20 protein-coding genes are annotated in these 20,941 nt (G+C 67.1%); 6 read left to right on the top strand and 14 right to left on the bottom strand.

Annotated elements, in window-relative coordinates:
• Nucleotides 1-38: 38 nt before the first annotated feature.
• A complete protein-coding gene (locus AC5P7S_RS12570) occupies nucleotides 39-2,864 on the bottom strand; it encodes a TonB-dependent receptor (RefSeq protein WP_095377899.1) in 2,826 nt (941 codons plus the stop codon).
• A gap of 358 nt (nucleotides 2,865-3,222) precedes the next feature.
• Between AC5P7S_RS12570 and AC5P7S_RS12565 the strand changes: the two genes are divergently transcribed.
• Complete coding sequence (locus AC5P7S_RS12565; RefSeq protein WP_095377900.1) at nucleotides 3,223-3,522, top strand: YrhB domain-containing protein; 300 nt, start codon at nucleotides 3,223-3,225, stop codon at nucleotides 3,520-3,522.
• 74 nt (nucleotides 3,523-3,596) lie between these two features.
• Here the strand turns inward: AC5P7S_RS12565 and AC5P7S_RS12560 are convergent, their stop codons facing one another.
• The 4 genes from AC5P7S_RS12560 to AC5P7S_RS12545 form a co-directional block, all read right to left on the bottom strand.
• Nucleotides 3,597-4,919, bottom strand: a complete 1,323-nt coding sequence (locus AC5P7S_RS12560) for an ABC transporter permease (protein ID WP_005420576.1) — start codon at nucleotides 4,917-4,919, stop codon at nucleotides 3,597-3,599.
• Between the two features lie 13 nt (nucleotides 4,920-4,932).
• Nucleotides 4,933-6,090 carry an ABC transporter permease gene (locus AC5P7S_RS12555; protein WP_005420575.1) on the bottom strand — a complete coding sequence of 386 codons (1,158 nt, stop codon included), beginning with the start codon at nucleotides 6,088-6,090 and terminating at the stop codon, nucleotides 4,933-4,935.
• A 14-nt stretch (nucleotides 6,091-6,104) separates the two neighbouring features.
• On the bottom strand, nucleotides 6,105-6,794 hold the full coding sequence (locus tag AC5P7S_RS12550) for an ABC transporter ATP-binding protein (protein ID WP_005420572.1): 690 nt from the start codon (nucleotides 6,792-6,794) through the stop codon (nucleotides 6,105-6,107).
• Between the two features lie 102 nt (nucleotides 6,795-6,896).
• Nucleotides 6,897-8,144: an efflux RND transporter periplasmic adaptor subunit gene (locus AC5P7S_RS12545; protein WP_095377901.1), complete on the bottom strand. Its 1,248-nt coding sequence runs from the start codon at nucleotides 8,142-8,144 to the stop codon at nucleotides 6,897-6,899.
• A 202-nt stretch (nucleotides 8,145-8,346) separates the two neighbouring features.
• Here AC5P7S_RS12545 and AC5P7S_RS12540 point away from each other — a divergent pair, with 202 nt between their 5' ends.
• From AC5P7S_RS12540 to AC5P7S_RS12530, 3 genes are read left to right on the top strand one after another with little or no spacing between them, the layout of a single operon-like run.
• Nucleotides 8,347-8,475, top strand: a complete 129-nt coding sequence (locus AC5P7S_RS12540) for a hypothetical protein (RefSeq protein WP_258391628.1) — start codon at nucleotides 8,347-8,349, stop codon at nucleotides 8,473-8,475.
• Nucleotides 8,472-9,695, top strand: a complete 1,224-nt coding sequence (locus tag AC5P7S_RS12535) for a sensor histidine kinase (RefSeq protein ID WP_095377902.1) — start codon at nucleotides 8,472-8,474, stop codon at nucleotides 9,693-9,695. The genes AC5P7S_RS12540 and AC5P7S_RS12535 overlap by 4 nt, the downstream gene beginning before the upstream one ends.
• The gene (locus AC5P7S_RS12530) at nucleotides 9,692-10,294 is read left to right on the top strand and encodes a response regulator transcription factor (RefSeq protein WP_095377903.1); all 603 of its coding nucleotides are present in this window, start codon (nucleotides 9,692-9,694) and stop codon (nucleotides 10,292-10,294) included. The genes AC5P7S_RS12535 and AC5P7S_RS12530 overlap by 4 nt, the downstream gene beginning before the upstream one ends.
• 559 nt (nucleotides 10,295-10,853) lie before the next feature.
• Here the strand turns inward: AC5P7S_RS12530 and AC5P7S_RS12525 are convergent.
• From AC5P7S_RS12525 to AC5P7S_RS12485, 9 genes are all read right to left on the bottom strand, one after another.
• On the bottom strand, nucleotides 10,854-11,390 hold the full coding sequence (locus AC5P7S_RS12525; RefSeq protein ID WP_005420561.1) for a cytochrome b: 537 nt from the start codon (nucleotides 11,388-11,390) through the stop codon (nucleotides 10,854-10,856).
• Nucleotides 11,387-12,490, bottom strand: coding sequence for a catalase family peroxidase (locus tag AC5P7S_RS12520; protein ID WP_095377904.1), 1,104 nt, complete (start codon nucleotides 12,488-12,490; stop codon nucleotides 11,387-11,389). Before AC5P7S_RS12520 ends, AC5P7S_RS12525 begins: the two co-directional genes overlap by 4 nt.
• A gap of 135 nt (nucleotides 12,491-12,625) precedes the next feature.
• The gene (locus tag AC5P7S_RS12515) at nucleotides 12,626-13,993 is read right to left on the bottom strand and encodes a leucyl aminopeptidase family protein (protein ID WP_053499499.1); all 1,368 of its coding nucleotides are present in this window, start codon (nucleotides 13,991-13,993) and stop codon (nucleotides 12,626-12,628) included.
• Nucleotides 13,994-13,996: 3 nt separating this feature from the next.
• On the bottom strand, nucleotides 13,997-14,716 hold the full coding sequence (locus AC5P7S_RS12510) for an HAD family hydrolase (protein WP_053499497.1): 720 nt from the start codon (nucleotides 14,714-14,716) through the stop codon (nucleotides 13,997-13,999).
• A 31-nt stretch (nucleotides 14,717-14,747) separates the two neighbouring features.
• Entirely contained in the window at nucleotides 14,748-15,857 is a 1,110-nt protein-coding gene (locus AC5P7S_RS12505; protein ID WP_005420552.1) for an AI-2E family transporter, read from the bottom strand.
• A 67-nt stretch (nucleotides 15,858-15,924) separates the two neighbouring features.
• Nucleotides 15,925-16,386: a hypothetical protein gene (locus AC5P7S_RS12500; RefSeq protein WP_053499495.1), complete on the bottom strand. Its 462-nt coding sequence runs from the start codon at nucleotides 16,384-16,386 to the stop codon at nucleotides 15,925-15,927.
• Nucleotides 16,383-16,853: a phage holin family protein gene (locus AC5P7S_RS12495; protein WP_004153834.1), complete on the bottom strand. Its 471-nt coding sequence runs from the start codon at nucleotides 16,851-16,853 to the stop codon at nucleotides 16,383-16,385. Before AC5P7S_RS12495 ends, AC5P7S_RS12500 begins: the two co-directional genes overlap by 4 nt.
• A gap of 8 nt (nucleotides 16,854-16,861) precedes the next feature.
• A complete protein-coding gene (locus AC5P7S_RS12490) occupies nucleotides 16,862-17,227 on the bottom strand; it encodes a hypothetical protein (protein ID WP_095377905.1) in 366 nt (121 codons plus the stop codon).
• A gap of 101 nt (nucleotides 17,228-17,328) precedes the next feature.
• On the bottom strand, nucleotides 17,329-18,762 hold the full coding sequence (locus AC5P7S_RS12485; RefSeq protein WP_005420544.1) for a Do family serine endopeptidase: 1,434 nt from the start codon (nucleotides 18,760-18,762) through the stop codon (nucleotides 17,329-17,331).
• A 491-nt stretch (nucleotides 18,763-19,253) separates the two neighbouring features.
• Here AC5P7S_RS12485 and AC5P7S_RS12480 point away from each other — a divergent pair, with 491 nt between their 5' ends.
• Both AC5P7S_RS12480 and AC5P7S_RS12475 read left to right on the top strand, forming a co-directional pair.
• On the top strand, nucleotides 19,254-20,141 hold the full coding sequence (locus AC5P7S_RS12480; RefSeq protein WP_095377906.1) for a histone: 888 nt from the start codon (nucleotides 19,254-19,256) through the stop codon (nucleotides 20,139-20,141).
• 106 nt (nucleotides 20,142-20,247) lie between these two features.
• Nucleotides 20,248-20,940 carry a hypothetical protein gene (locus tag AC5P7S_RS12475; protein WP_095377907.1) on the top strand — a complete coding sequence of 231 codons (693 nt, stop codon included), beginning with the start codon at nucleotides 20,248-20,250 and terminating at the stop codon, nucleotides 20,938-20,940.
• The last annotated feature ends 1 nt before the right edge of the window (nucleotide 20,941 follow it).

Raw genomic sequence — 20,941 nt, 5'->3', positions numbered from 1 at the left:
GAGAGAGGGATGGCCGTGGCGGGAACGCGGTTGCAGGCTTAGAAGCGCTGCTGGTACTTCATGTACATGAAGCGGCCGATGTCGAAGCCACCGTAGTAGGTGAAGCTGCTGTTCGGCTGGCTGTACATGATCGGGCCCTGGTGGTTGAACACGTTGTTCACGCCCAGCGACACGGTGCCATCCCACGGCAGGCTGTAGCGCACCTGCAGGTCGTGGAAGGTGTTGGAGCCCACCTTGTTGGTCGGCGAGGCGCTGGTGTACGACGAGTTGAAGCCCGGCATGTTGCACTCGTCCATGTACGAGCACTTCTCCTTCATGCTGGAGTAGTAGCGCGCGGTCCAGCCGATGCCGAGGTCGCCATACTGCCAATCCAGGTTGAAGGTGGAGCGCACGCGGAAGTCGCCCGCCCAACCGGTACGCTGTTCCACCGGGGTGGTGGCGGCACTGTCGTTGCGCTGCTCCAGATAATCGGTGTAGGTGGTGTTCCAGTTGACGGCGAACTTGCCGAACGCGGTTTCCGGCAGGCGGTAACGCACGTTGATGTCATAGCCGGCAGTTTCGCGGTAGCCCGCGTTGACCAGCGAGCGGTCCAGCGAGTTGACCTGGCCGTTGCTGCCACGGGTGAAGCGGCCACAGGCAGCATCCGAACCCTGCACGTAGCACTGTTCCAGGATGTTGGTGGCCGACTCACCGACGATGGCGTTGTCGATGCGGATCTTCCACCAGTCCAGGCTGACGTCCAGGCCCTGCACGAAGTCCGGGCTGTAGACTAGGCCCACGGTCCAGGTCTTGGCGGTTTCCGGCTTCAGGTCCGGGTTGGAACCCGAGCTGAAATCGGTGGTGGCCTGCTGGCCGGGCTTGGTGGCCACGCTGCCATCGCTGTTGAGCTGGCGGAAGTTGGCCGGCACCTTCAGCGCCTGGCAACGGGCAGCGATGGCCGGGCTGCTGGCGGCGGTGCCGAAGGAGGTATCGCACGGGTCGGTGAACGAGTCGCGACTGCTGACGGTGCCGCCATACAGGTCATCCACGGTCGGCGCACGGAAGCCGGTGCCGTAGGTGGCGCGCACCAGCAGGCTGTCGATCGGCTTCCACTTCAGGCCGAACTTGCTGTTGGTGGTGGAACCGAAGTTGTTGTAGTCCGAGTAGCGACCGGCCACGTCCAGCGACAGTTCGCGGGCGAACGGCAGGTCGGCCAGCAACGGCACCTGCAGTTCCAGGTAGGCCTCGTTGAGCGAGTAGTTGCCGCGGGTCGGCTGGCCGCTGGTGCCGGCGATCTCGCCCTTCTGCACCTTCATGTCCGGCGTGTAGCTGGCCTCCTCGCTGCGGTGCTCGAAGCCCATCGCGGCCAGGATGTCGCCGGCCGGCAGGGTGAACAGCGAACCGGAGATGTTGCCGCTGGCGACCTTGGTGGTGCTCTGCATCTTGTCGACGAAGCGGGTGAACAGGTAGTCCTGCACGTCCTGGTTGCTCAGCGAGCCCGGGCCGGTGTAACCCATCGGGGCAGCCGGGTTCCACGGCACGCAGCCGGCGATCACCGCGCCCGGCGCACCGCAACGGGCCACGTTGCCGTCCATGAAGGACGGGCCGACGGCCAGGTTGACGTGCGGCTGGTACATGCTGCCGGTACCGATGCGCTCGCCTTCGTTGCGGTTGTACATGTAGTTGATGTTCCAGTCCCAGTACCGCGAACCGGTTTCGAAGCTGCCTTCCAGGCCGATGCTGGCGCGCTTGGTTTCCAGGTTGTTCTCGGTGCCGCGCGGCAGCTCCTCGGTGCGGTGCGCGAACAGCGCATCCTGGCCCCACAGGTTGAACGCGCTGTCCTTGGACAGGGCGGCACGGCTGCCATTGCGGGCCTGCGCGGCGCTGACCGAGTACGGGTAGCCGGCCAGGTGCTTGGTCGACTCGCGCTTGCTGTACAGCGCGTCGGCGACGATGCGCAGGTTGTCGGTGATCGAGAAGCCACCGTTGGCGAACACCGAGGTGCGCTCCAGGCCGGTCAGCAGGCTCATGTTCGACTTGGTGTTGGCACCATCGGCCGGGGCCGGCGCATGGAAGTTGCCGGCCTTGCTCGGGTCGCCGCCCGGACCCACGGTCAGGTTCTTGCCACCGACGGTGACGTAGCCCCACGGCGTGTTGCCGTTGAGGCCATCGTTCGGGTGGCGCGGGCCGTTGGTGTAACGGCTGAACTCGCGGTCCTTGCCCAGCACCTCGTCTTCCTTGGTGCGCTCGGCGCCCACGCTGAACCAGCCGCGCTCGAAGGTCTTGCCGAAGGTTGCACTGTATGCGCGCTTCTGGCCGTCACCCTGGCCGTACTGGCCGACATAGACGCTGGCTTCGCCACCATCGAAATTCTTGCGGGTGATGATGTTGACCACACCGGCGATGGCATCGGAGCCGTACAGCGCGGAGGCGCCGTCGGTCAGCACTTCCACGCGCTCGACGATGGACGACGGGATCGAGGCCAGGTCGGAGTAGCCGCCGGCGCTGACGCCCATGCGGCGGCCGTCGATCAGCACCAGGCTGCGTTCCGGGCCAAGGTTGCGCAGGCTGACGTACATGCCGCCGAAATCGCGCGAAGAAGTCAGCGACGAGGCGCGGCTCATGCTCGGCGCACCGGCGGCAGGAATGTCCTGCAGGATGTCGGCGACGTTGACGTAACCCTTCTTCTCGATCTCGGCGCGGTTGAGCGCGACCACCGGCTGTGCGGTTTCGACACTGGCCTGGCGGATGCGCGAGCCGGTGATTTCGATGCGGTCGAGGTTGGTCGGGGTATCGCCGGCGCTCTGTGCGAAGGCGGGGGTGGTGCAGCTGGCGGCCAGCGCGATGACGATCGCGTTGCGCAGCGGATTGGTTTTCAGGGACATCCGTGAAATCTCGTGTTTCAGTAAAAACATGCGCCCGTTCTATGGGCGCGTGGGGTGCTGCAAACCAACGTGGGGGGCGCGATTCTAGAATGTTTCCATTCGTAACTGTTTGTCTCGACGCCGCTGGAAGTGCGCGAAGATGAATCGCAACCAACAATCCACAGATGCACTGTGCGCAGCGTCACGCGCGCTGCGTCTGCGATGAGTAGAGGCATCGATAGCGGCACAGAACCGCCACGCTTGAGCGGTTGTGACAACACGCCGCAGTGCGCACTTGTACGCAGGTGCCTATCCGTTGCGATGCATCCACCCGCATGAAATGCTCTTCGCGCTGTCATCGAAAACAAGAGGCGAAGGAATGATCCAGCTCGACGAAGCACGCCGTCGCGTGCAGGCTGCACTTGCCAGCGACGATGAGTCGGTTGCCATCACGCACGAGCATGAGATGGTCGAAGGCTGGCTGTTCTGCTTCCAGTCGCTGCGCTACCTGCAATCCGGCGAGATCTCGGACGCACTGGCCGGCAATGGCCCGATCTTCGTCGACAGGCATACGGGTGAGCAGCACGCGCTGGGCACGGCGTACGCGCCGGAGGAGGCTGTTCGCCAGCATTTGGCCCTGCGGCACCCACCATCCGATGTTGCGGCGATGGATGCCTGAGTTCAGCAACGAAAAAGGGACGGAGCCTTCGCTCCGTCCCCCTGCGTGATGCGCAGTCCACCGCTGCATGATGCTCAGGTTTCGCGCAGCGCCGTAGTGATCGGCAAACGCGCCGCGCGCAGCGCCGGGAACAGGCCGCCGACCAGGCCGATGCCCAGTGCCCATTTCAGGCCGGTCCACAGCAGTTCCGGTGATACGTGGAACTTGAACACCACCGCGCTGAAGTTGCTGCCGATGGTGGACACGCTGTAGCCATTGAACAGCAGCCATGCAACCGCACAGCCGAGCAGGCCACCGAGCAGCGCCAGCAGCATCGTTTCCAGCATCACGGCCGTCACCACCGGCAGGCCGCGGAAGCCGATCGCACGCATGGTGGCGATTTCGCGGGCGCGCGTGGCCACGGCCGCATACATGGTGTTGAGCGCGCCGAACACCGCACCGACCGCCATGATCGTGCCGATCACCTTGCCCAGGATGTCGATCAGCTTGGTCAGCCCGCCGCCCTGCTTGCTGTAGTAGACGCGGGTGGTTTCCACGTCCAGCTTCAGGCGTGGGTCGGCAGCGACGGCCGCCTTGAACTGATCGAAGCCGGCCTTGCCATCGGTACGCACGCTGATCGACTGCCAGGCGCTGCGCTGGTAGGTGGTGGCCAGCGTATCGGCGTCGGTCCACAGTTCCGAATCATGCGCATCGCCAGTGGCGAACACACCGACCACGGTCCAGGTCTGGTTGCCCAGCGTCAGCGTCCTGCCGACCTCCATGTCGCGGAACTGGCCCTTGGCGCCCTGGCCGACCACGATCTCGCGCAGCCCGGTGGCGAACTTGCGGCCCTCAACGATCTTGACCTTGTCATGCACCGCCCACGCCTGCGGGCCGACGCCGCGGAACTGCGCGTTGACGTCGGTGCCATCGGACTTGGACACCAGGTTGACCACCTGCGACAGCTCCGGTGACAACAACGGCCGGCCCTGCGCATCGCGGCTGATGCCGGGCAGGGTGGACAGCATGGGTACCTGTTCGCGGGTGATCACCGAGTTGGTCTCGGCCTGCGAGCCACCGCGCAGCACGATGGCAGTGGTGTCATCGCCGGTGTTGTTGAGCGTGGCCTGGAAGCCTTCGCCCATCGCCAGCATCGCCACCAGCACGCCGACTACGCCGGCAATGCCGACCACGATCACCGAGGACGCGCCCCAGCGCTGCGGCAGGCTGGCAACGCCGATGCGGGTGGCGGCCAACGCCAGCCGTCCACCGCGGGTCAGCAGCAACCACAGGGCCACCAGCACGGCCACGGCCAGCACGCCGATCCACGGCAGGCTGATCCACAGCACCAGGCCGACCGCCAGCAGCAGCACCGTCACGCCGTTGCCCAGCCACTTCTTGAGTTTGCTCTTGAACATGTCTGTGTTCTCCTCAGCGACCGGCCAGTGCGTCGACGATCTTCAGGCGCTTGGCACGCAGCGCTGGCAACAGGCCGACGATGATGCCGATCACCACGATCAGGCCCAGCCCCATCAGCCAGGTTGGCGTCGGCACGTGCGGCGGCAGCATGCCCATGCTCTTCGGGCCGATGGCCGGCAGGATCAGGGCGGCCAGGCCCATGCCGATCAGGCCGCCCAGGCCGATCAGCAGCACCGACTCCACCATCACCAGGGTCAGCACAGTGCTGTCCTTGAAGCCCAGCGTTTTCAGCGTGGCCAGCTCCGGCACGCGCTCGCGCACGGCCTGCGCCATGGTGTTGCCGGTCAACAGCAGCAGGGTGAAGAACACCGCGCCCATGATCGAGGTGACGATCATGCCGATATCCGCGAACTGCTTGACGAAGGCCTGCTGGAACGCCGATTCGGTCTGGGTCTTGGTCTCGTGGTCGGAGTTGGCCGAGATCGCATCGATCGCCTGTGCCACCCGCGAGGAATGGTCCGGGTTGTCCAGCGTCACCGTGTACCAGCTCACCTGGTTCTTGATGTAGTCGTTGGATTCATCGAAGTATTTCCAGTTCATCATCAACTGGCGTTCTTCGTTGGCGGCCAGCGCACGGTCCTTGGAACGGTAGATGCCCTTGAGCACCAGCGGCCAGTCGTTGCTGCCGCCACGCGGGAAGATCGTCGCCTGCAGCGGGATGGTATCGCCGATCTTCCAGCCGAACTGCTTGGCCAGGGTTTCGCCGACGATGGCGCCGGTGCGGGTCTGCTTCCAGTCCTCCAGTTGTGCCGGATCGATCTGCAGCTCGCGGTAGACATCGAAGTAGTTGGGTGACACCGAGAAGTTCGGGAAGAAGTTCTTCGGGTCCTGGTAGATGCCACCAAACCACATGCCATAAGCCACGTCACGGACGCCGGCCACCTGCCGAACCTGTGCTTCCAGCCGGATCGGCAGTGACTGGGTGATCGACAGCCGCGAGGCCACCACCAGGCGGTTGGCGCCTTCCACGCTGCCACCCGACGAGAACGCCACGCGCACCGAATCGAGCATGCCGAACAGCAGGAACGCGGCCACCACCGACAGCAGGGTCAGCAAGGTGCGCGTGCGGCTGCGGAACAGCTGCGCCCACACCAACGAGAAGTATTTCATCGCTGTGGCCTCCGTCAGTGGGCCAGCGGCGCGTCGGCCAGCTCGCCCTTGTCCAGGTGCACCGTGTGCGTGGCGTACTCGGCGGCCTTCGGGTCATGGGTGACCATGATGATGGTCTTGCCGTGCTCGCGGTTGAGCTGCTGCAGCAGGCCGAGGATCTCCTCGGCCGATTGGCGGTCGAGGTCGCCGGTTGGTTCGTCGCAGATCAGGAAGGTCGGATCGGAGACGATCGCGCGGGCGATCGCCACGCGCTGCTGCTGGCCGCCGGACAGTTCATTCGGGCGGTGGCTGCGACGGTCGGCCAGGCCGACCAGGGTGAGCGCGATTTCGGCATTGCGGCGGCGCTGCGCCGCACTGAGGTGGGTCAGCAGCAGCGGCAGTTCCACGTTCTTCTGCGCGGTCAGCATCGGCATCAGGTTGTAGAACTGGAATACGAAGCCGACATGGTGGCTGCGCCACGTCGACAGCTGGCCGCCACTCATCTGGTCGATGCGCTCGCCCTCGATGCTGATCTCGCCGCCAGTGGGGCTGTCCAGGCCGCCGATCAGGTTGAGCAGGGTGGTCTTGCCCGAACCGGACGGGCCCATCAGCGCGACGAAGTCGCCGCTGGCGATGTCCAGGTCGATGCCATGCAACACCTGCACTTGCTCGGGGCCACGCTGGTAGGTCTTGGTGATGTTGCGCAGTGAAACCAGGGTCGACATGGGTGGTTCTCCACGGGAGGCGGGAAACGGGGAAGCGCACCTGCGGCGGCCGCAGGCGTGCGTCGAGCGATGCTGCTGGCCGCGCCCACGGGCGCCAGGCCGTTACTGCGCTTGTTTCTGTTGCACCTTGGCGCCATCGCGCAGGGTGTCCGGCGGGTTCACCACCACCGATTCACCTGCGCTCACGCCCTTGAGGATCTGGCGGTCCTTGCCCATCGCCTGGCCGGCCTCGACCGTGCGCTGCTGCACGCGGCTCTCGTCACCCAGCACGAAGGCCACCGAGGCACCGTCGCGCTGGACCACGGCGCCGCCCGGCACGCGCACGCCCTGCGGCTTGGCCGCGGCCTGCGGCTGCGCCTGTTCCAGGAAGCTGACGCGCACGCCCATCTCCGGCACGATGCGCGGGTCCTTCACCTTCAGCGCCACGCGCACCTTGACCGTGGCCTTGCCGCGGTCGGCGGTGGGGATGATGGCGATCACCTCGCCGGGAATCTTCCATTCCGGGTAGGCGTTGAGCGTGGCTTCCACCGGCATCTTCGGCTGCACGCGGCCGATGAAGGCCTCGCCGACCTCGACTTCGATCTCCAGCGAGTCCATGTCCACGATGGTGCCGATGCCGGTACGGGTGAACCCACCACCCGCCGACAGCGGCGAAACGATCTCGCCGGGCTGCGCCGCCTTGGCGGTGACCACGCCGGAGAACGGCGCGCGCACGATGTTGTTGTCCACGCCCAGATCGGCGATGGCCAGCTGGTCGTTGGCAACCTTGACGTTGCGCTGCGCGGTATCCAGCTGTGCACGCAGACTGTCGCGCTGGGCCACGGCCTGGTCGTACTGCGAGCGCGAGACCAGCTGCTGGCCAACCAGCGCCTGCAGGCGGCTGGCTTCGGCGGCGGCCTGCCTCTGCTGCGCCTCCAGCCCGGCGACCTGGCTGCGTGCGGCCTGCAGCTGCGAGGCGTACAGGCTGCGCTGCGCGTCGGCATCGATCGGGTCGAGCGTGGCCATCACCTGGCCGGCTTCGACCCGCATGCCTTCCTCGATCATCACCTCGCGCACCTTGCCGGTGATCTTGGCCGACACCGTGGCCATGCGACGGGCAACCACGTAGCCACTGGCGTCGAGCACCGAACTGCTGGCGCTGCCCTGCTGGATGGCCACGGCGGGAGCGGTTTCCACCTCTACGGCCGGTGCGCGACCGAACAGGTAGGCCACGGCCGCGGCGACCAGCAGCACGACCACGATGATCGCGATCCACAACAAGCGGCGACCACCGCCATTGCCTCCGGAGGCCGGCGGGGGAGATTTGCGGTCGATACGGAGTTCCTTCAACAGCTCGGCAGAGGCGTTCATTCGTTCCATCACAGGCGTTCGGGCGGGTGTGGCCGGAAGCGCGGACGACGGCGGTTCCGGCGGTGGAGCGTGCGGCACAGCATGAAGGCAGGTACAGCGATGACGGCAGTGACAGCTGTCATCCGATGACACTGACGGCGGCAACTGCGAAATGTGACCACGGCGGCACAGGATGGCAACGTTCCCGCTACCGGTACCGCTCATGGATCCGATCGCCCCATTGCCGGCCCGCCGCAGCGGCACCACCAAGCGTACCGTGATCTGCGCTCGGTTGCGCCGGTGCCAACTGGCCGGCGGTGGCGCCTGCGCGCAGCCGGCCGAACTGGCATGATCGGCGGCGATCATCCCCGCCTGGAACCGCCTGTGCCGTCCACCTGGCTTGCCTCCCTGCTGCGCCCCGCGCCGGACTCGGCGGTGGCCGAGACGCTGCGCCGGGGAAAATCACCCTGGAGCGAGGCGATCCACCTGCTGTGGTCGGTGTGGATCTTCCTGACGCCCTTGCTCGGCCATGGCTTTACCCTGCGCTGGCTGCTGCTGACGCTGGCCAGCTATCCGGTGTTCCTGCTGCTGTACGCCAAGGTGATGGTGGCGCCGCGCCATCACGCCCCGCGCTATGCCCTGGGCCTGATCGCGATGTCGCTGGTGCTGCTGCCCTGGTACCCGTCCGGGCTGACCTACTTCGTGTTCGGCTGCGTGCTGCTGCGGGTGAGCGGTCGCGGCGGCTGGTGGCAGTATCTGCTGCAGCTCACTGGTCTGAACCTCCTGTTCTGCAGCCTCGCCCTGCTGTTCCAGTACCCGTGGCAGAGCCTGGTCTGGATCCCCGCCGTGTCCTATATCGTCGGCCTGGTCGTGAACGTGGAGGCACTCAACCAGCAGAAGGATGCGGCACTGCAGCTTTCGCAGGACGAGGTGCGGCGGCTCGCAGCCACCGCCGAGCGCGAACGCATCGGCCGCGATCTGCACGACCTGCTCGGCCACACCCTGTCGTTGATCACGCTGAAGCTGGAACTGGCGCGCAAGCTGCACGACCGCGGTGATGGACGCGCGCGACAGGAGATCGGCGAGGCCGAGGCCATCGCCCGCGAGGCGCTGGCGCAGGTCCGAAGTGCGGTCACCGGTATCCGCGCCAGCGACCTGGCCGGCGAGCTGGCATCGGCGCGGCTGCTGCTGGAGTGCCAGCAGGTCCACCTTCAGTACGCACCGCCGCCGGCGATGCCGGTGGATGTCGAACGCGGGCTGGCACTGGTGCTGCGCGAGGCCGCGACCAATATCGTGCGCCATGCACAGGCGACGCAGGCACGGGTGGAGTTCATGCTGGAGGGACGCATGCTGGCGATGCAGATCCGCGACGATGGTCGTGGCGGCGTGCAGGCCGAGGGCAATGGGTTGTGCGGCATGCGCGAACGCGTGGCCGCCCTGGGTGGAAGCCTGCAGCTGCAGTCCGCAAAGGGCGAGGGCACGGTGCTGACCGTGCGCGTGCCACTGGCCGCTGCGACCACACCGCTGCCGCCAGGCGTGCCGTCGTCGCTGGTGCAGGACGGTGCCGCATGATCCGCATCCTGCTGGCCGAAGACCAGGCGATGGTACGCGGCGCACTGTCGGCGCTGCTGGGCCTGGAAGCGGATATCGGAGTGCTGGGCAGCGCCGCCGACGGCGAAACCGCGTGGCGCATGCTGCAGCAGCTGCAGCCGGACATCCTGGTGACCGACATCGAGATGCCGGGCTTGTCCGGGTTGGAGCTTGCACAGCGCATCGCGCGTCACGAGCTGCCGATCAAGGTGGTGATCGTGACCACCTTTGCCCGCGCCGGTTTCCTGCGCCGTGCGTTGGAAGCGGGCGTGCTGGGCTATCTGCTGAAGGATGCACCGGCCGAGAACCTGGCCGAGGCACTGCGCAAGGTGAAGCAGGGCATCCGCGCGATCGACCCGCAGCTGGCACTGGATGCGTGGTCGCAGGCCGATCCGCTGACCGACCGTGAGCGTTGCGTGCTGCGGCTGGCGGGCGAGGGCCGCACCGCCAGCGAGATCGCCGAACAGCTGGGGTTGTCGCACGGCACAGTGCGCAACTATCTGTCCGAGTGCATCGGCAAGCTGGGCGTGGCCAACCGGATCGAGGCGTACCGGCTGGCGCGGCAGAAGGGGTGGCTGTAGGGGCGGCCTGCCTTTCCTGGTGATGTCGTTTCCGCGACCGCGGGTGGGTGTTACTTTCTTTGCGCGCAAAGAAAGTAACCAAAGAAACGCTCCGCCGGCCGCGAGCCGGCGCGCTTCGCACGCCGGTGCCCTGCGCTCCTCGGTCCGTCGAGGGACGGTGCGGGAACTCGCTGCGCTCAGACACCCGCACCTCTTCGCCCTCGCCGGACCTGCGGTGCTCGGCTCGCTCAAGGCGGACTTGAAGGTCAAGATCAACAGCAAGAGCATCCACGCATGGCGTGGATCTACTGGGTGCAGCTTCTGCCTTTGACGTTGGTTCCGCCTTGAGCGAGCCGAGCATCGCAGGGGAATCAGGGGCGAAGAGGCGCCGGTGTTTGAGCGTAGCGAGTTCGGCGCCGTCCCCTGATTCACCGAGAAGCACAGGGCACCGGTGCGCAGCACCGGCTCGCGCTCTGGCGGCGCGTTTCTTTTGGTTACTTTTCTTTTCGCGCGAAAAGAAAAGTGACACCCCCCGCGGTCGCGGAAACGATCCGCCGGGAACTCCCGGCGAACCCGATCATCACTCCTTCCCGCGCGCCATCGCCTGGAACACCCCGTCCCGCCGCACCCACAGGTGGAACAACGCCGCACCCACATGCATCAGCACCGTAGCGAACAGCACATACGCCAACAGGCTGTGCGCATTGCGCAAGGCGGCATACAACGCCGGGGTGTGCGGCACGATCGGCGGCAGGTGCAGCCCTCCCCACAACACGATCGGGTATCCGCCGGCCGACAGCATCGCCCAGCCGATCAACGGCATCGCCAGCATCAGCGCGTACAGCATCCAGTGCGAGGCCTTGGCCGCTACCCCCTGCCAGACCGGCAGGTCGGCAGGCAGCGCCGGTGGGCGATGGCGCAGCCGGTTGTACAGGCGCAGCAGCGCCAGCAACAGGATCGCGATGCCCAGTGGGCGGTGCAGGTCGATCAGCGCGGGACGCAGGTGCAGCGAGGCGACCATGGTCACGCCGATGAACAGCATGGCGACGATCATCAGCGCCATGGACCAGTGCAGCACCCGCGCCAGCAGGTTGAAGTGGCCGTTGCCGGTGCTCATCGTGCGGCCTCCTTCGGTTGTTCGACGTTGCCGCTGGCGCGCTCGCGTTCACGGCGGTTGAAGGACTGCGAGTACACCGCCGAGCGGGCCGCCAGGATCGGATCATTACTGCCGCGCACCCCACTGGGCAGGATCAGCGGATCGAAATTGATCTGGCCGCAGGCGCCCTGTTCCTGCGATTGCATGCGGTCCAGGCTGAGCACACCCGCCACTACCTGGTCACGCGACTCGGGCCACGGCACCGACGGATCATCGATGGCGTCGCCGGGCTCGGCGGTGGTCACGACCAGGTTCCAGCGCACCGGGCCGCGGGCCAGGCGCTGCTGCAGTTCCTGGCTGAGGAAATCGACGCTGGCCTGCTTGCGCGCTTCCGCATCCATCTCCACCACCGGCGCCAGCGGCTGCCAGCGCCAGCGCACCGCACGCTTCTGGCCCTGCGCATTGATGAACCAGAAACTGTTGACGCTGTTGAAAGTGGTGTCGGCCCAGCTGCTGGTCCATGGCGCTGTCTTCGCCCACTGCTGGAACGCCTGCGCACTGGGGTATTTCGCCAGCACTGCCGCCATCTTCTGCGGGTCCGGCTTGCCGGTGGCCGGGTCGGGAATCGAGGCGCGGGTCTGCTCGTAGAACGCCTCGGCCGTGGGTACCGCGAAGAACGGGAAGCTGTTCATCGCCATGCGCCATTCCTGGCCATCATCGCTGACCATCTGCACCGCCAGGCTGCGCACGCGTGCGGTGTTGTCGGCGCCGTAGGGGTCGCCGCCACCGATCGACAGGCGGCCCATCACCGGCACACGCGTCTGCGAGAACACCCGGGCACTGGACAGGGTAGGGGCCTGCGCGCTGGGTTCGAACCAGCCGCTTACGCAGACGCCCTTGCTGTGTGCACGGCGGAAGCCCGGATGGGCCGGGCCGGTGGCCTCGATGGTGTCGGTGAAGCGCTGCGCGGTGAGGCGGTCGCCCATCCAGCCGGCCAGCCAGCCGAAGGCCAGCGCCACGGTACCCAGGATGAGCGCGATCAGCGCGATCCAGAGCAGGGGGGAGTGCTTGCGCGGTGCGCCCGGCGTCTGGCCGGTGCGGGTGTAGCCGAAGAGCGACATGGTCGGAGTCCTGCCTTCACGGAGCGTGTGGGTGGTCGACCCACACATCCTCGCAGAACCCTTCCAGGCCCGGTATTCAAATTTTCGTCAAGTTTGCCGGGGACGGCGTGCCGACCAAGGCCGGCACCCACCCGGTCAGCTGTAACGCGCCTTCAACATCGCCCACGCCGAGCGCAGCGCCAGCGCTTCGCCACCGGCCGGACGGCCCGGGCGTTCACCGTCGTTCCAGGCGTACACGTCCAGGTGCGCCCAGCGCTGGCCGTCTTCGAGGAAGCGCTCCAGGTACAGCGCGGCGGTCACCGAGCCGGCCATGCGCGAACCGGCATTGGCCAGGTCGGCAATGCCGCTGCTCAGATAGCGCAGGTAGGGCCGCCACAGCGGCATGCGCCAGACCGGGTCACGGGTTGCGTCGCCGGCCTGCAGCCACTGCTGCGCCACCGTGTCGTCGTTGCTGAAGAGCGCCGGCAGATCCGGACCCAGCGCGATGCGTGCGGCACCGGTGAGCGTGGCGAAATCCAGCACCAGGTCCGGCTTCTGCTCACCGGCGAAGGTCAGCGCGTCGCACAGGATCACGCGGCCTTCGGCATCGGTGTTGTCGATCTCCACGCTCAACCCCTTGCGGGTGGCGATCACTTCGCCGGGGCGGAACGCATCCGGACCGATCGCATTTTCCACCGCCGGCACCAGCAGCGTCAGCCGCACCGGCAGTCCGCGCGCCATCACCAGGCCGGCCAGGGCCAGCGCGTGCGCGGCGCCGCCCATGTCCTTCTTCATGTTGCGCATGCCGTCGGCCGGCTTGATGTCCAGGCCGCCGGTATCGAAGCACACGCCCTTGCCGACCAGCACCAGTGCCGGGTCGGTTTCCTTGCCCCAGCGCAGCACCACCAGGCGCGGCGCACGGTGCGAAGCGCGGCCCACGGCGTGGATGGCCGGGAAGTTCTGCTTCAGCAGTTCATCGCCGGTGATCGCCTCGACCTGCGCACCATGTGCATCGGCCAGTGCACGCGCGGCGTCTTCCAGCTGCTGCGGCCCCATGTCTTCGGTCGGGGTGTTGACCCAGTCGCGCACGCGCAGGCTGGCGGCGATCAGGTCGGCCACTTCGCCGGACGGTGCGGCCACCAGCTGCGCCGGGGCGCGGTTGCGCTTGCGGTAACGGTCGAAGCGGTAGCTGCCCAAGCCCCAGCCCAGCTGCAGCAGCGCCTGTTCGGCGGCAGGCAGTTCATTGGCCAGCTGCCAGACACTGCCTTCCGGCAGCGCGTGCGGCGCATGCGCATAGCTGTAGGCATCGGCGCGATCACCGACACCGATCACCGCGCCGGCCAGGCCCTCACTGCCGGGCAGCAGGGCCACGCTGTGCGCACCGGCAGTGAAACCCTGCGAGGCCAGCCAGGCCTGGGTGGCGGCCGGTTGGCCGTCCTTCCAGGCGGCGAACTGCTCGCGGTCCAGCACGTACAGCGGCAGCGCCGCGGTGGTGTCGGCGGTGAAACCAGTGATCTCGCTCATGCGTCAGGTACTCCGGGATGCGGCGGCGTCTAGGTTGGCGTCCAACCAGTCGGCCAGGCCGGTGAGGGTGTCGAACTGCAGGTCCGGCTGCAGTTTCGGATGGGTCCAGGTGGCTGCTTCGCGGTTGATCCAGCACCCGCGCAGGCCGGCGGCGATCGCCCCGGCCACGTCCATTTCGGCGTGGTCGCCGACATGCAGTACCTGTGCCGGCGCCACACCCAGTCGGGTGCAGGCGGCGTGGAAAATGCTTGCCTCCGGCTTGGCCGCACCGTGTTCGCGCGCGCCCAGCTGGAAGGCGAAATGATGCGCCAGGCCGATCCGCTCCAGATCGGCGTTGCCGTTGCTCAGCGCTGCCACCGGCACCCGCGCGGCAATCCGCGCCAGCGCATCGATCGCATCGGGATAGCACTCGACCTGATTGCGCGCGGCGTAGAACGCTTCGTACGCTGGCTCCAGCAGATCGAGGCTGGCGCCACTGGCGTGCAGCGCTTCGTGAAGGGTCAGCCGACGCAGCGCGCTCAGATCGTGGTGGAGGTGCGGATGGGCGTGGTACAGGCGCTCGCGCAGTTCGCGCATCGCCGCTACCGGATACATCGCGGCGGTGGCGGGGCTGTGTTCACGCATCCACTCGTGCAGGACCAGGTCGATGCGGGCGCCGATCGGAGCGAACGGCCACAGCGTGTCGTCAAGGTCGAGAGTGATGGCTTGGACGGGAAAATTCACCCCGCCATTCTACGCCTGCCCGCGCGGGCTTTCATTCCAGCAGCCGTGCCCAGCCCTGCATGCCGTCCAGCCGTGCCAGCACCAGCTTGATGCAGACCAGCAGCGGCACCGCCAGCAGCAGGCCGATCATGCCCCAGGCCCAGCCGAACACCATCAGCGCCAGGATCAGCACCAGCGGCGACAGCTTCATGCGCCGGCCCAGCACGATCGGGGTCACCATCTGCCCTTCCAGAGTGTGCAGGGCCAGGTACGCGGCCGCCGGCAGCAGCGCCTGCAGCGGGTCGCGGAATTCCACGAAGCCCATCAGCAGCATCAGTGCCACGCCGATCAGCGGGCCGACGTACGGGGCAAAATTCAGGAGCGCGGCCACCGTGCCCCACAGCAGCGCCTCCTGCAGGCCGATGCCGAGCAGCATCAGCACGCCTGCGAACACCAGCCCGACCAGGGTGTTGATCACGCTGATGGTCAGCACGTAGCGCGAGACCTCGCGCTCGATCGACCGCAGGATGTCGGCGGTGAAGCGCTGCTGCTGGCGGTTCGGGAACAGCGCGATTGCCGCGCGCTGCAGGCTCTGCCCATAGATCATGAAGAACAGGGTCAGCAGCACTACGGCCAGCACCGAGGCGGCAAGCCGTGGCGCGCGGGTCAGCATGCGGTACGGGTCGTCGAGCTGGGTGCGGATCACCTGCACCTTGTGGTTGCTGTCGCCGCCGGCGACGCGCGCGAAGTTCTCCGCCGCCTGGTTGGCCTGCTGCACCGGCTTGGTCAGGTCCTGCACCTGGCGGGCGACCTTGCGCAGCTGCTGCGGGGCTTCCTGCGCCCATTCCATCGCCGGGCCGATCAATTGCACCGCCAGCGAACCGGTCACGCCCAGGCCGGCGCCGAGAATCAGCAGCGCGCCCAGCGCGCGCGGAATCCACAGTTTCTGCAGCAGGCGCAGGATCGGGTTGCCGACCAGTGCGAAGAACATCGCCAGCAGCACCGGCAGGATGATGTCCTGCGCAGCCCACAGCGTGTAGCCCACCGCCAGGGTCGCCAGCACCACCAGCGACATCGGCCCGCGTGGGCGAGACGGAGGCGGCAGCGGTGCCTCCGGGTCCTGCGGATCGGCTGGTGACAGGGACAGGGAGGACTCGCTCATCGACGCATCAGCCGGAAAGGGGAGCGCATTATCCGCCGGCCGCGATCGGCGCGGCGGATTCCATGGATCAACGTTCGGACAGTTCGGTGGCGGCTTCGGCCGGGCGCGGTTCGCGCGGCTCCGGTTCTGCGGCGGGCCGTGGCGCCGGCGCTGGCGCGGGCCGTGCGGTTGATGCCGATGCAGCCGCCTGTGCCTGTTCGCTGGCGTTGTCGGCTTCTTCGGCCGCATCGTCGGCGGTAGCCGCAGCCTGCGCCGCCATCGCCGTGGCGAACGCTGCCTGCGCACTGGCGAACAGGTTCGACACTGAACCCACCATCTGCAGCCAGCGCGCACCGTTGACCTTGCCCGGCATTTCCAGCTTGCCGGCAATGAAGCCACCGGCCAGGCCCACTACCACGATGCGTAGTGGCGACCAGCCCTGGCGCCAGACCTGGCTGAGCGTGGACCAGTGGTCCTGGGTCTCGACCAGACGCACGGTCACCACCTGTTCGCAGCGCTTCACCCGCCGCTGCAGCGCACCGAACTTCATGGCTTGCCCTCTGGCAGCTGCACATCGGCATCGGGGTCGTCTTCGCTGGGCTCGTCGAACAGGCCCAGGCGGGACAGCTGGCGCCGGGTGGCGTGCATGCCGGTGTGGTGGAAGAAGTAGGACACCCGCCAGATCGCATAACCGGTGACGGCCAGGCTCAGCAGCGAGGTGATCAGCAGGGCCTGCAGCCAGCTCAGGCCCCAGCTTTGCAGCAGGGCGATGAGGGTGGCGGCCATCAGCAGCCAGGCCGACGCACCGAATACGATCGCTACCCCGGCCCAGGCCAGTGCACGGCCGAATGCGCTGCGAGCCAGCGCGAAGTCGGCCGAGGCCAGCCGGCGCAGCGAACGCAGCGAGTGCTTGGCCGAATCGGCAGCGGCACGACCGGCCGCGCCGACCTGGCGGATGCTCTCATCCAGCGGCGGGGTGGCCGCCGGATCAGGGGCTTGCGCGTTGTCTTCGCTCACGCCGCGGCTTACTTGTCGCTGCTGCCGCGGGCCAGCTTGGCGATGATCCAGCCGGCAGCGAAGGCCACGCCGAACGAGGCCAGCGGACGTTCGCGGATCAGCTCGGCGGCGCTGTCGATCAGGTCCTTGCCCTTGTCCATCAGTGCATCGACCTGTTCCTTGGCAGCGGCCCCGCCGAACTCGGCGGCGGCCAGGCCGGACAGCGCGCTGTCGGACAGTTCAGCCTTGACGTTGGCCTTGCCCATCCGCAGTTCGTCGGTCGCGGCACCGGTTGCGCCCTTGATCGCACCGCCGGCGGCCGTGGCGGCCTGCTTCAGGTGGGAACCGGCTTCACCCAGGTGTTCCTTCAGGTTCTCGGTATTGGTGGGGCTCATCGAATCACTCCTGTTGCGATGGGGGAACGGGCGTCGGCGGTGCCGACCTGGACTGACAGCAATAGCATTGCCGGGGTATAGGGGGTGTTACGGCAGGGCGATCAGCGCATCACGAGCTGGCCCTGCTGCTGGCCATTGTTGCGCAGCACGCGCACCACCAGGGTCGGCGGGCGTTGCTGGAAATTGGCACGCCAGCTGGCCAGGTCGGCGAATTCACCCACGGTGGCGTCGGTGATGATGTCGCCCTGCTGCAGGCCGTTGCTGGCCGCGCGGCTGCCGCGCTTGACCTCGCTGACCAGCACGCCGCCGACCCCCGACTGCCGCAGCGACTCGGGCAGGTCGACGAAGGTGGCGCCGGTCAGCCGCGGGTCCAGGCTCTCGCCGGTGACCGCACGTGCCTGTTCCTTCAGCGTTGCCTTGATCTGCACGGGCTTGCCTTCGCGGCGGACGTCCAGCGTCATCGGGCTGCCGACGGCGGCCAGGCCTTCCACGTTGTGCAGGGCTTCGGCGCTGTCCACGCGTTGGCCGTTGGCCGAGACCACCACGTCGCCCGGCTTCAGCCCGGCTGCGGCAGCGGCCGAGCCGGCCAGCACGCGGGTGATCAGCGCACCACGTGTTTCGGCCAGGCCCAGTCCCTGCGCAATCTGCGCGGTCAGGTTCTGGCTTTCCACCCCCAGCGTGCCGCGCACCACCACGCCGTGCTTGACCAGCTGGTCGACCACGCTGCGCGCCAGGTTCGATGGAATCGCCAGGCCCAGGCCGATGTTGCCGGCCATGCTGCCCTGCGGGTTGAAGCTGGCGGTATTGATGCCGACCAGCTGCCCCTGCAGGTCGACCAGTGCACCACCGGAATTGCCGGGATTGATCGACGCATCGGTCTGGATGAAGTTCTGGTAGCCCAGCCCGCGGATGCCGCTGCGGCCCACCGCCGAGACGATGCCGGACGTGACCGTCTGGCTGAAGCCGAACGGGTTGCCGATGGCCACGACGAAGTCGCCGACCCGCAGCTGGTCGCTGTTGCCCAGCTTGATGTCGGTGAGGTTCTGCGCCGGAATGCGGATCAGGGCGATGTCGGTATCGCGGTCCGAACCCAGGAACTGGGCCTTGACCGTGCGCCCGTCGGCCAGTGTCACCTGCACGTCATCGGCGTTCTCGATGACATGGTGGTTGGTCAGTACCAGGCCTTCCTTGGCGTCGATGATCACGCCGGAGCCGAGCGATTCGTTGATGCGTTCCTGCGGGATGTCCGGGAACAGGCGGCGGAAGAACGGGTCGTTGAAGAAGGGATTGCGTACGCGAACCACCTGCTTGGTGTTGACGCTGACCACCGCCGGCATCGCCTTCTCCAGCATCGGTGCCAGTGACGGTACCGCCTGTCCGGCCACCGAGGCCGGCAACGCTGCGGTGGTCGGCAGGACCGCCGGCAGCGGCGCGGCGTCGGCACGGTTGTCCAGGTGGGCATTGATGCCGGTGGCAACGAAGCCACCGAAGGCGGCGGCGATTGCGAGCGTGAGCAGGGTGGGAAGCGGTCGCATGGGAGTCGGTTCGCTGGCGTGGGTGGGGGCTGTTCGGGCCTACGGTAAAACAAGCTGAATGAGTGTGTCGCGATCTGGATAAATGCGCCATGAAAACGGGGGCCTCGAAGGTGGGAGCGCGGGGGCCAAAAGCGCGGTTGTGGTGACACCCGGGCAGGTGATGGGTGCGCCACTCAAGGCCAACGCGCGCCGCACTGGCACAGGCGGATACTTGCGCAGTTCCGCGCAGGCGGGTGCCGCAATGCGCCACGACGGATGCCGGACGCTGCGTCCGTGCATGTGCGCGCGACGACGGCCAGACAATGCTGGGTTCGCGTGGCGCAGTACTGAAAAAAAGGGGTTTGCTGCGAACCGCAGGTGGCAACGGGGGCTGCTGCGTACACCATCGGCGTCGCAACAGATGCGATTGCTGGCACATGCCCCGTTCCACGATCGTCAATGTCGGTATAGCATCGCCCCGTTTTGATACTTAAGGCCCGCAGGAGGGCAACATGAGCAACGGTAATGGTGTGTCGGTCGTGACCGACGCTGTCGAGAACGTGAAAGAAACCGCCACCAACGTCGGCGAGACCATCGCCCACGCCGCCGAAGACGCAGTGAAGTCGGTCAAGAAGACCGTCAAGCGCGCCAGCAAGGCTGCCGGTACCCGCGTTGCCAAGGCCAAGAAGGCCGTGGCCAAGGTCGAGAAGACCGTTGCCAAGAAGGCCGAGAAGGCTGCCAAGTCGGTTGGCAAGACAGTTGCCAACGCCAGGAAGAAGCTGGAAGCGGCCAAGAAGAACGCCAAGGCCGAAGCCGCTGCCCTGAAGAAGGAAGTGGCGAAGAAGAAGGCGGCTGCGGGCAAGGCCGTGACCAAGAAGGCCGCCGCTGCCAAGAAGACCACCAAGGCCGCCACCAAGGCTGCCGGCAAGAAGGTCGCCACCGTGAAGAAGGCCGCCACCAAGAAGGCTGCTGTCGCGAAGAAGACCGTTGCCAAGAAGACCACGGCCGCCAAGAAGGTGGTTGGCAAGAAGGTCGCCACCGCCAAGAAGGCTGTGGCCAAGAAGACCGTCGCCGCCAAGAAGGTTGCCGGCAAGAAGGCAGTGGCTGCGAAGAAGGTTGTCGGCAAGAAGGTTGCTGCCACCAGGAAGGTCGCCACCAAGAAGACCGCCGCCGCCAAGAAGGTTGTCGGCAAGAAGGCTGCCGTCGCCAAGAAGGCCGTTGCCAGGAAGACCACTGCTGCCAAGAAGGCTGTCGGCAAGAAGGTCGCTTCGACCAAGAAGGTCGTCGCCAAGAAGGCTGCACCGCTGAAGAAGGTCGCCGCCAAGAAGGCTCCGGCCAAGAAGGCTGTTGCCAGGAAGGCCCCGGTCAAGGCCGTGCGCAAGGTCGCCAAGCGCAAGTAATCGCGCCGTGACCGAAGGCCCTGCCGCCCACCGGGTGGTGGGGCCTTTCGCGTTTTCGGGGCGCGGTCTGGGGCAAGATGCAGATTCTTCCCGCCGGAGCCCCAGCATGCGAGGTATCGATTTCAGTTCCTGGCAGGGCGTGCTGTCCACGTTGGCCGGCCTGGTCCTGATCACCCTGCTGGGCGTGGGCATCCGCCTGCTGGTGATGCAGACCCTGCAGCAGCGTCGCGAGCGCGAGAACCGGCAGATCAACGAGCGGCTGCGCACACTGATGGCGGCCTACAAGACCCTGGGCGGTTCATTCACTGGTGAACTGGGCGTGGATCCCAGCCATCGCCGTGATCTGCGCCAGCGCGAAGCAGCCGAAGGCATCGCCGAACCGCGTTCAGATCGAACGCGCCGCATCCGCGATGCGGTCGAGGCCGCGCTCTCGGACATCCTGTTGCTGGGCACCGACGAACAGGTGCGGCTGGCCGCGCGCGCTGCCAACGAACTGGCACAGGGGCGACCGGTGCATACCCACGAACTGGTGGTCTCGCTGCGCGACTTCGTGCGCGAAGCGCTGGACCTGGCGCCGATTCCTCCCGACCTGCCGATTCCGCCGCAGGGGCCGACCCGCCCCGCTGCCAGTGGTGGCGGCAAGGGGCGCAACGATGGCGATGCCAAGGGCGGCCGTGCGGGTGGTGGCGGAGGTGGGGGCGGCGGAATGGGCGCTGGCATGGGCGGCATGGGCCTCGGTGCCGGCGCCGCACTGGGCGCCGGCCATGCCGCTGCCAGCGATGAAACGGACGCGCGCTGAG

The organism is Stenotrophomonas sp. YJH_SMC_32 (assembly GCF_059369975.1).
This window is presented reverse-complemented; position numbering and strand designations above follow the sequence as displayed.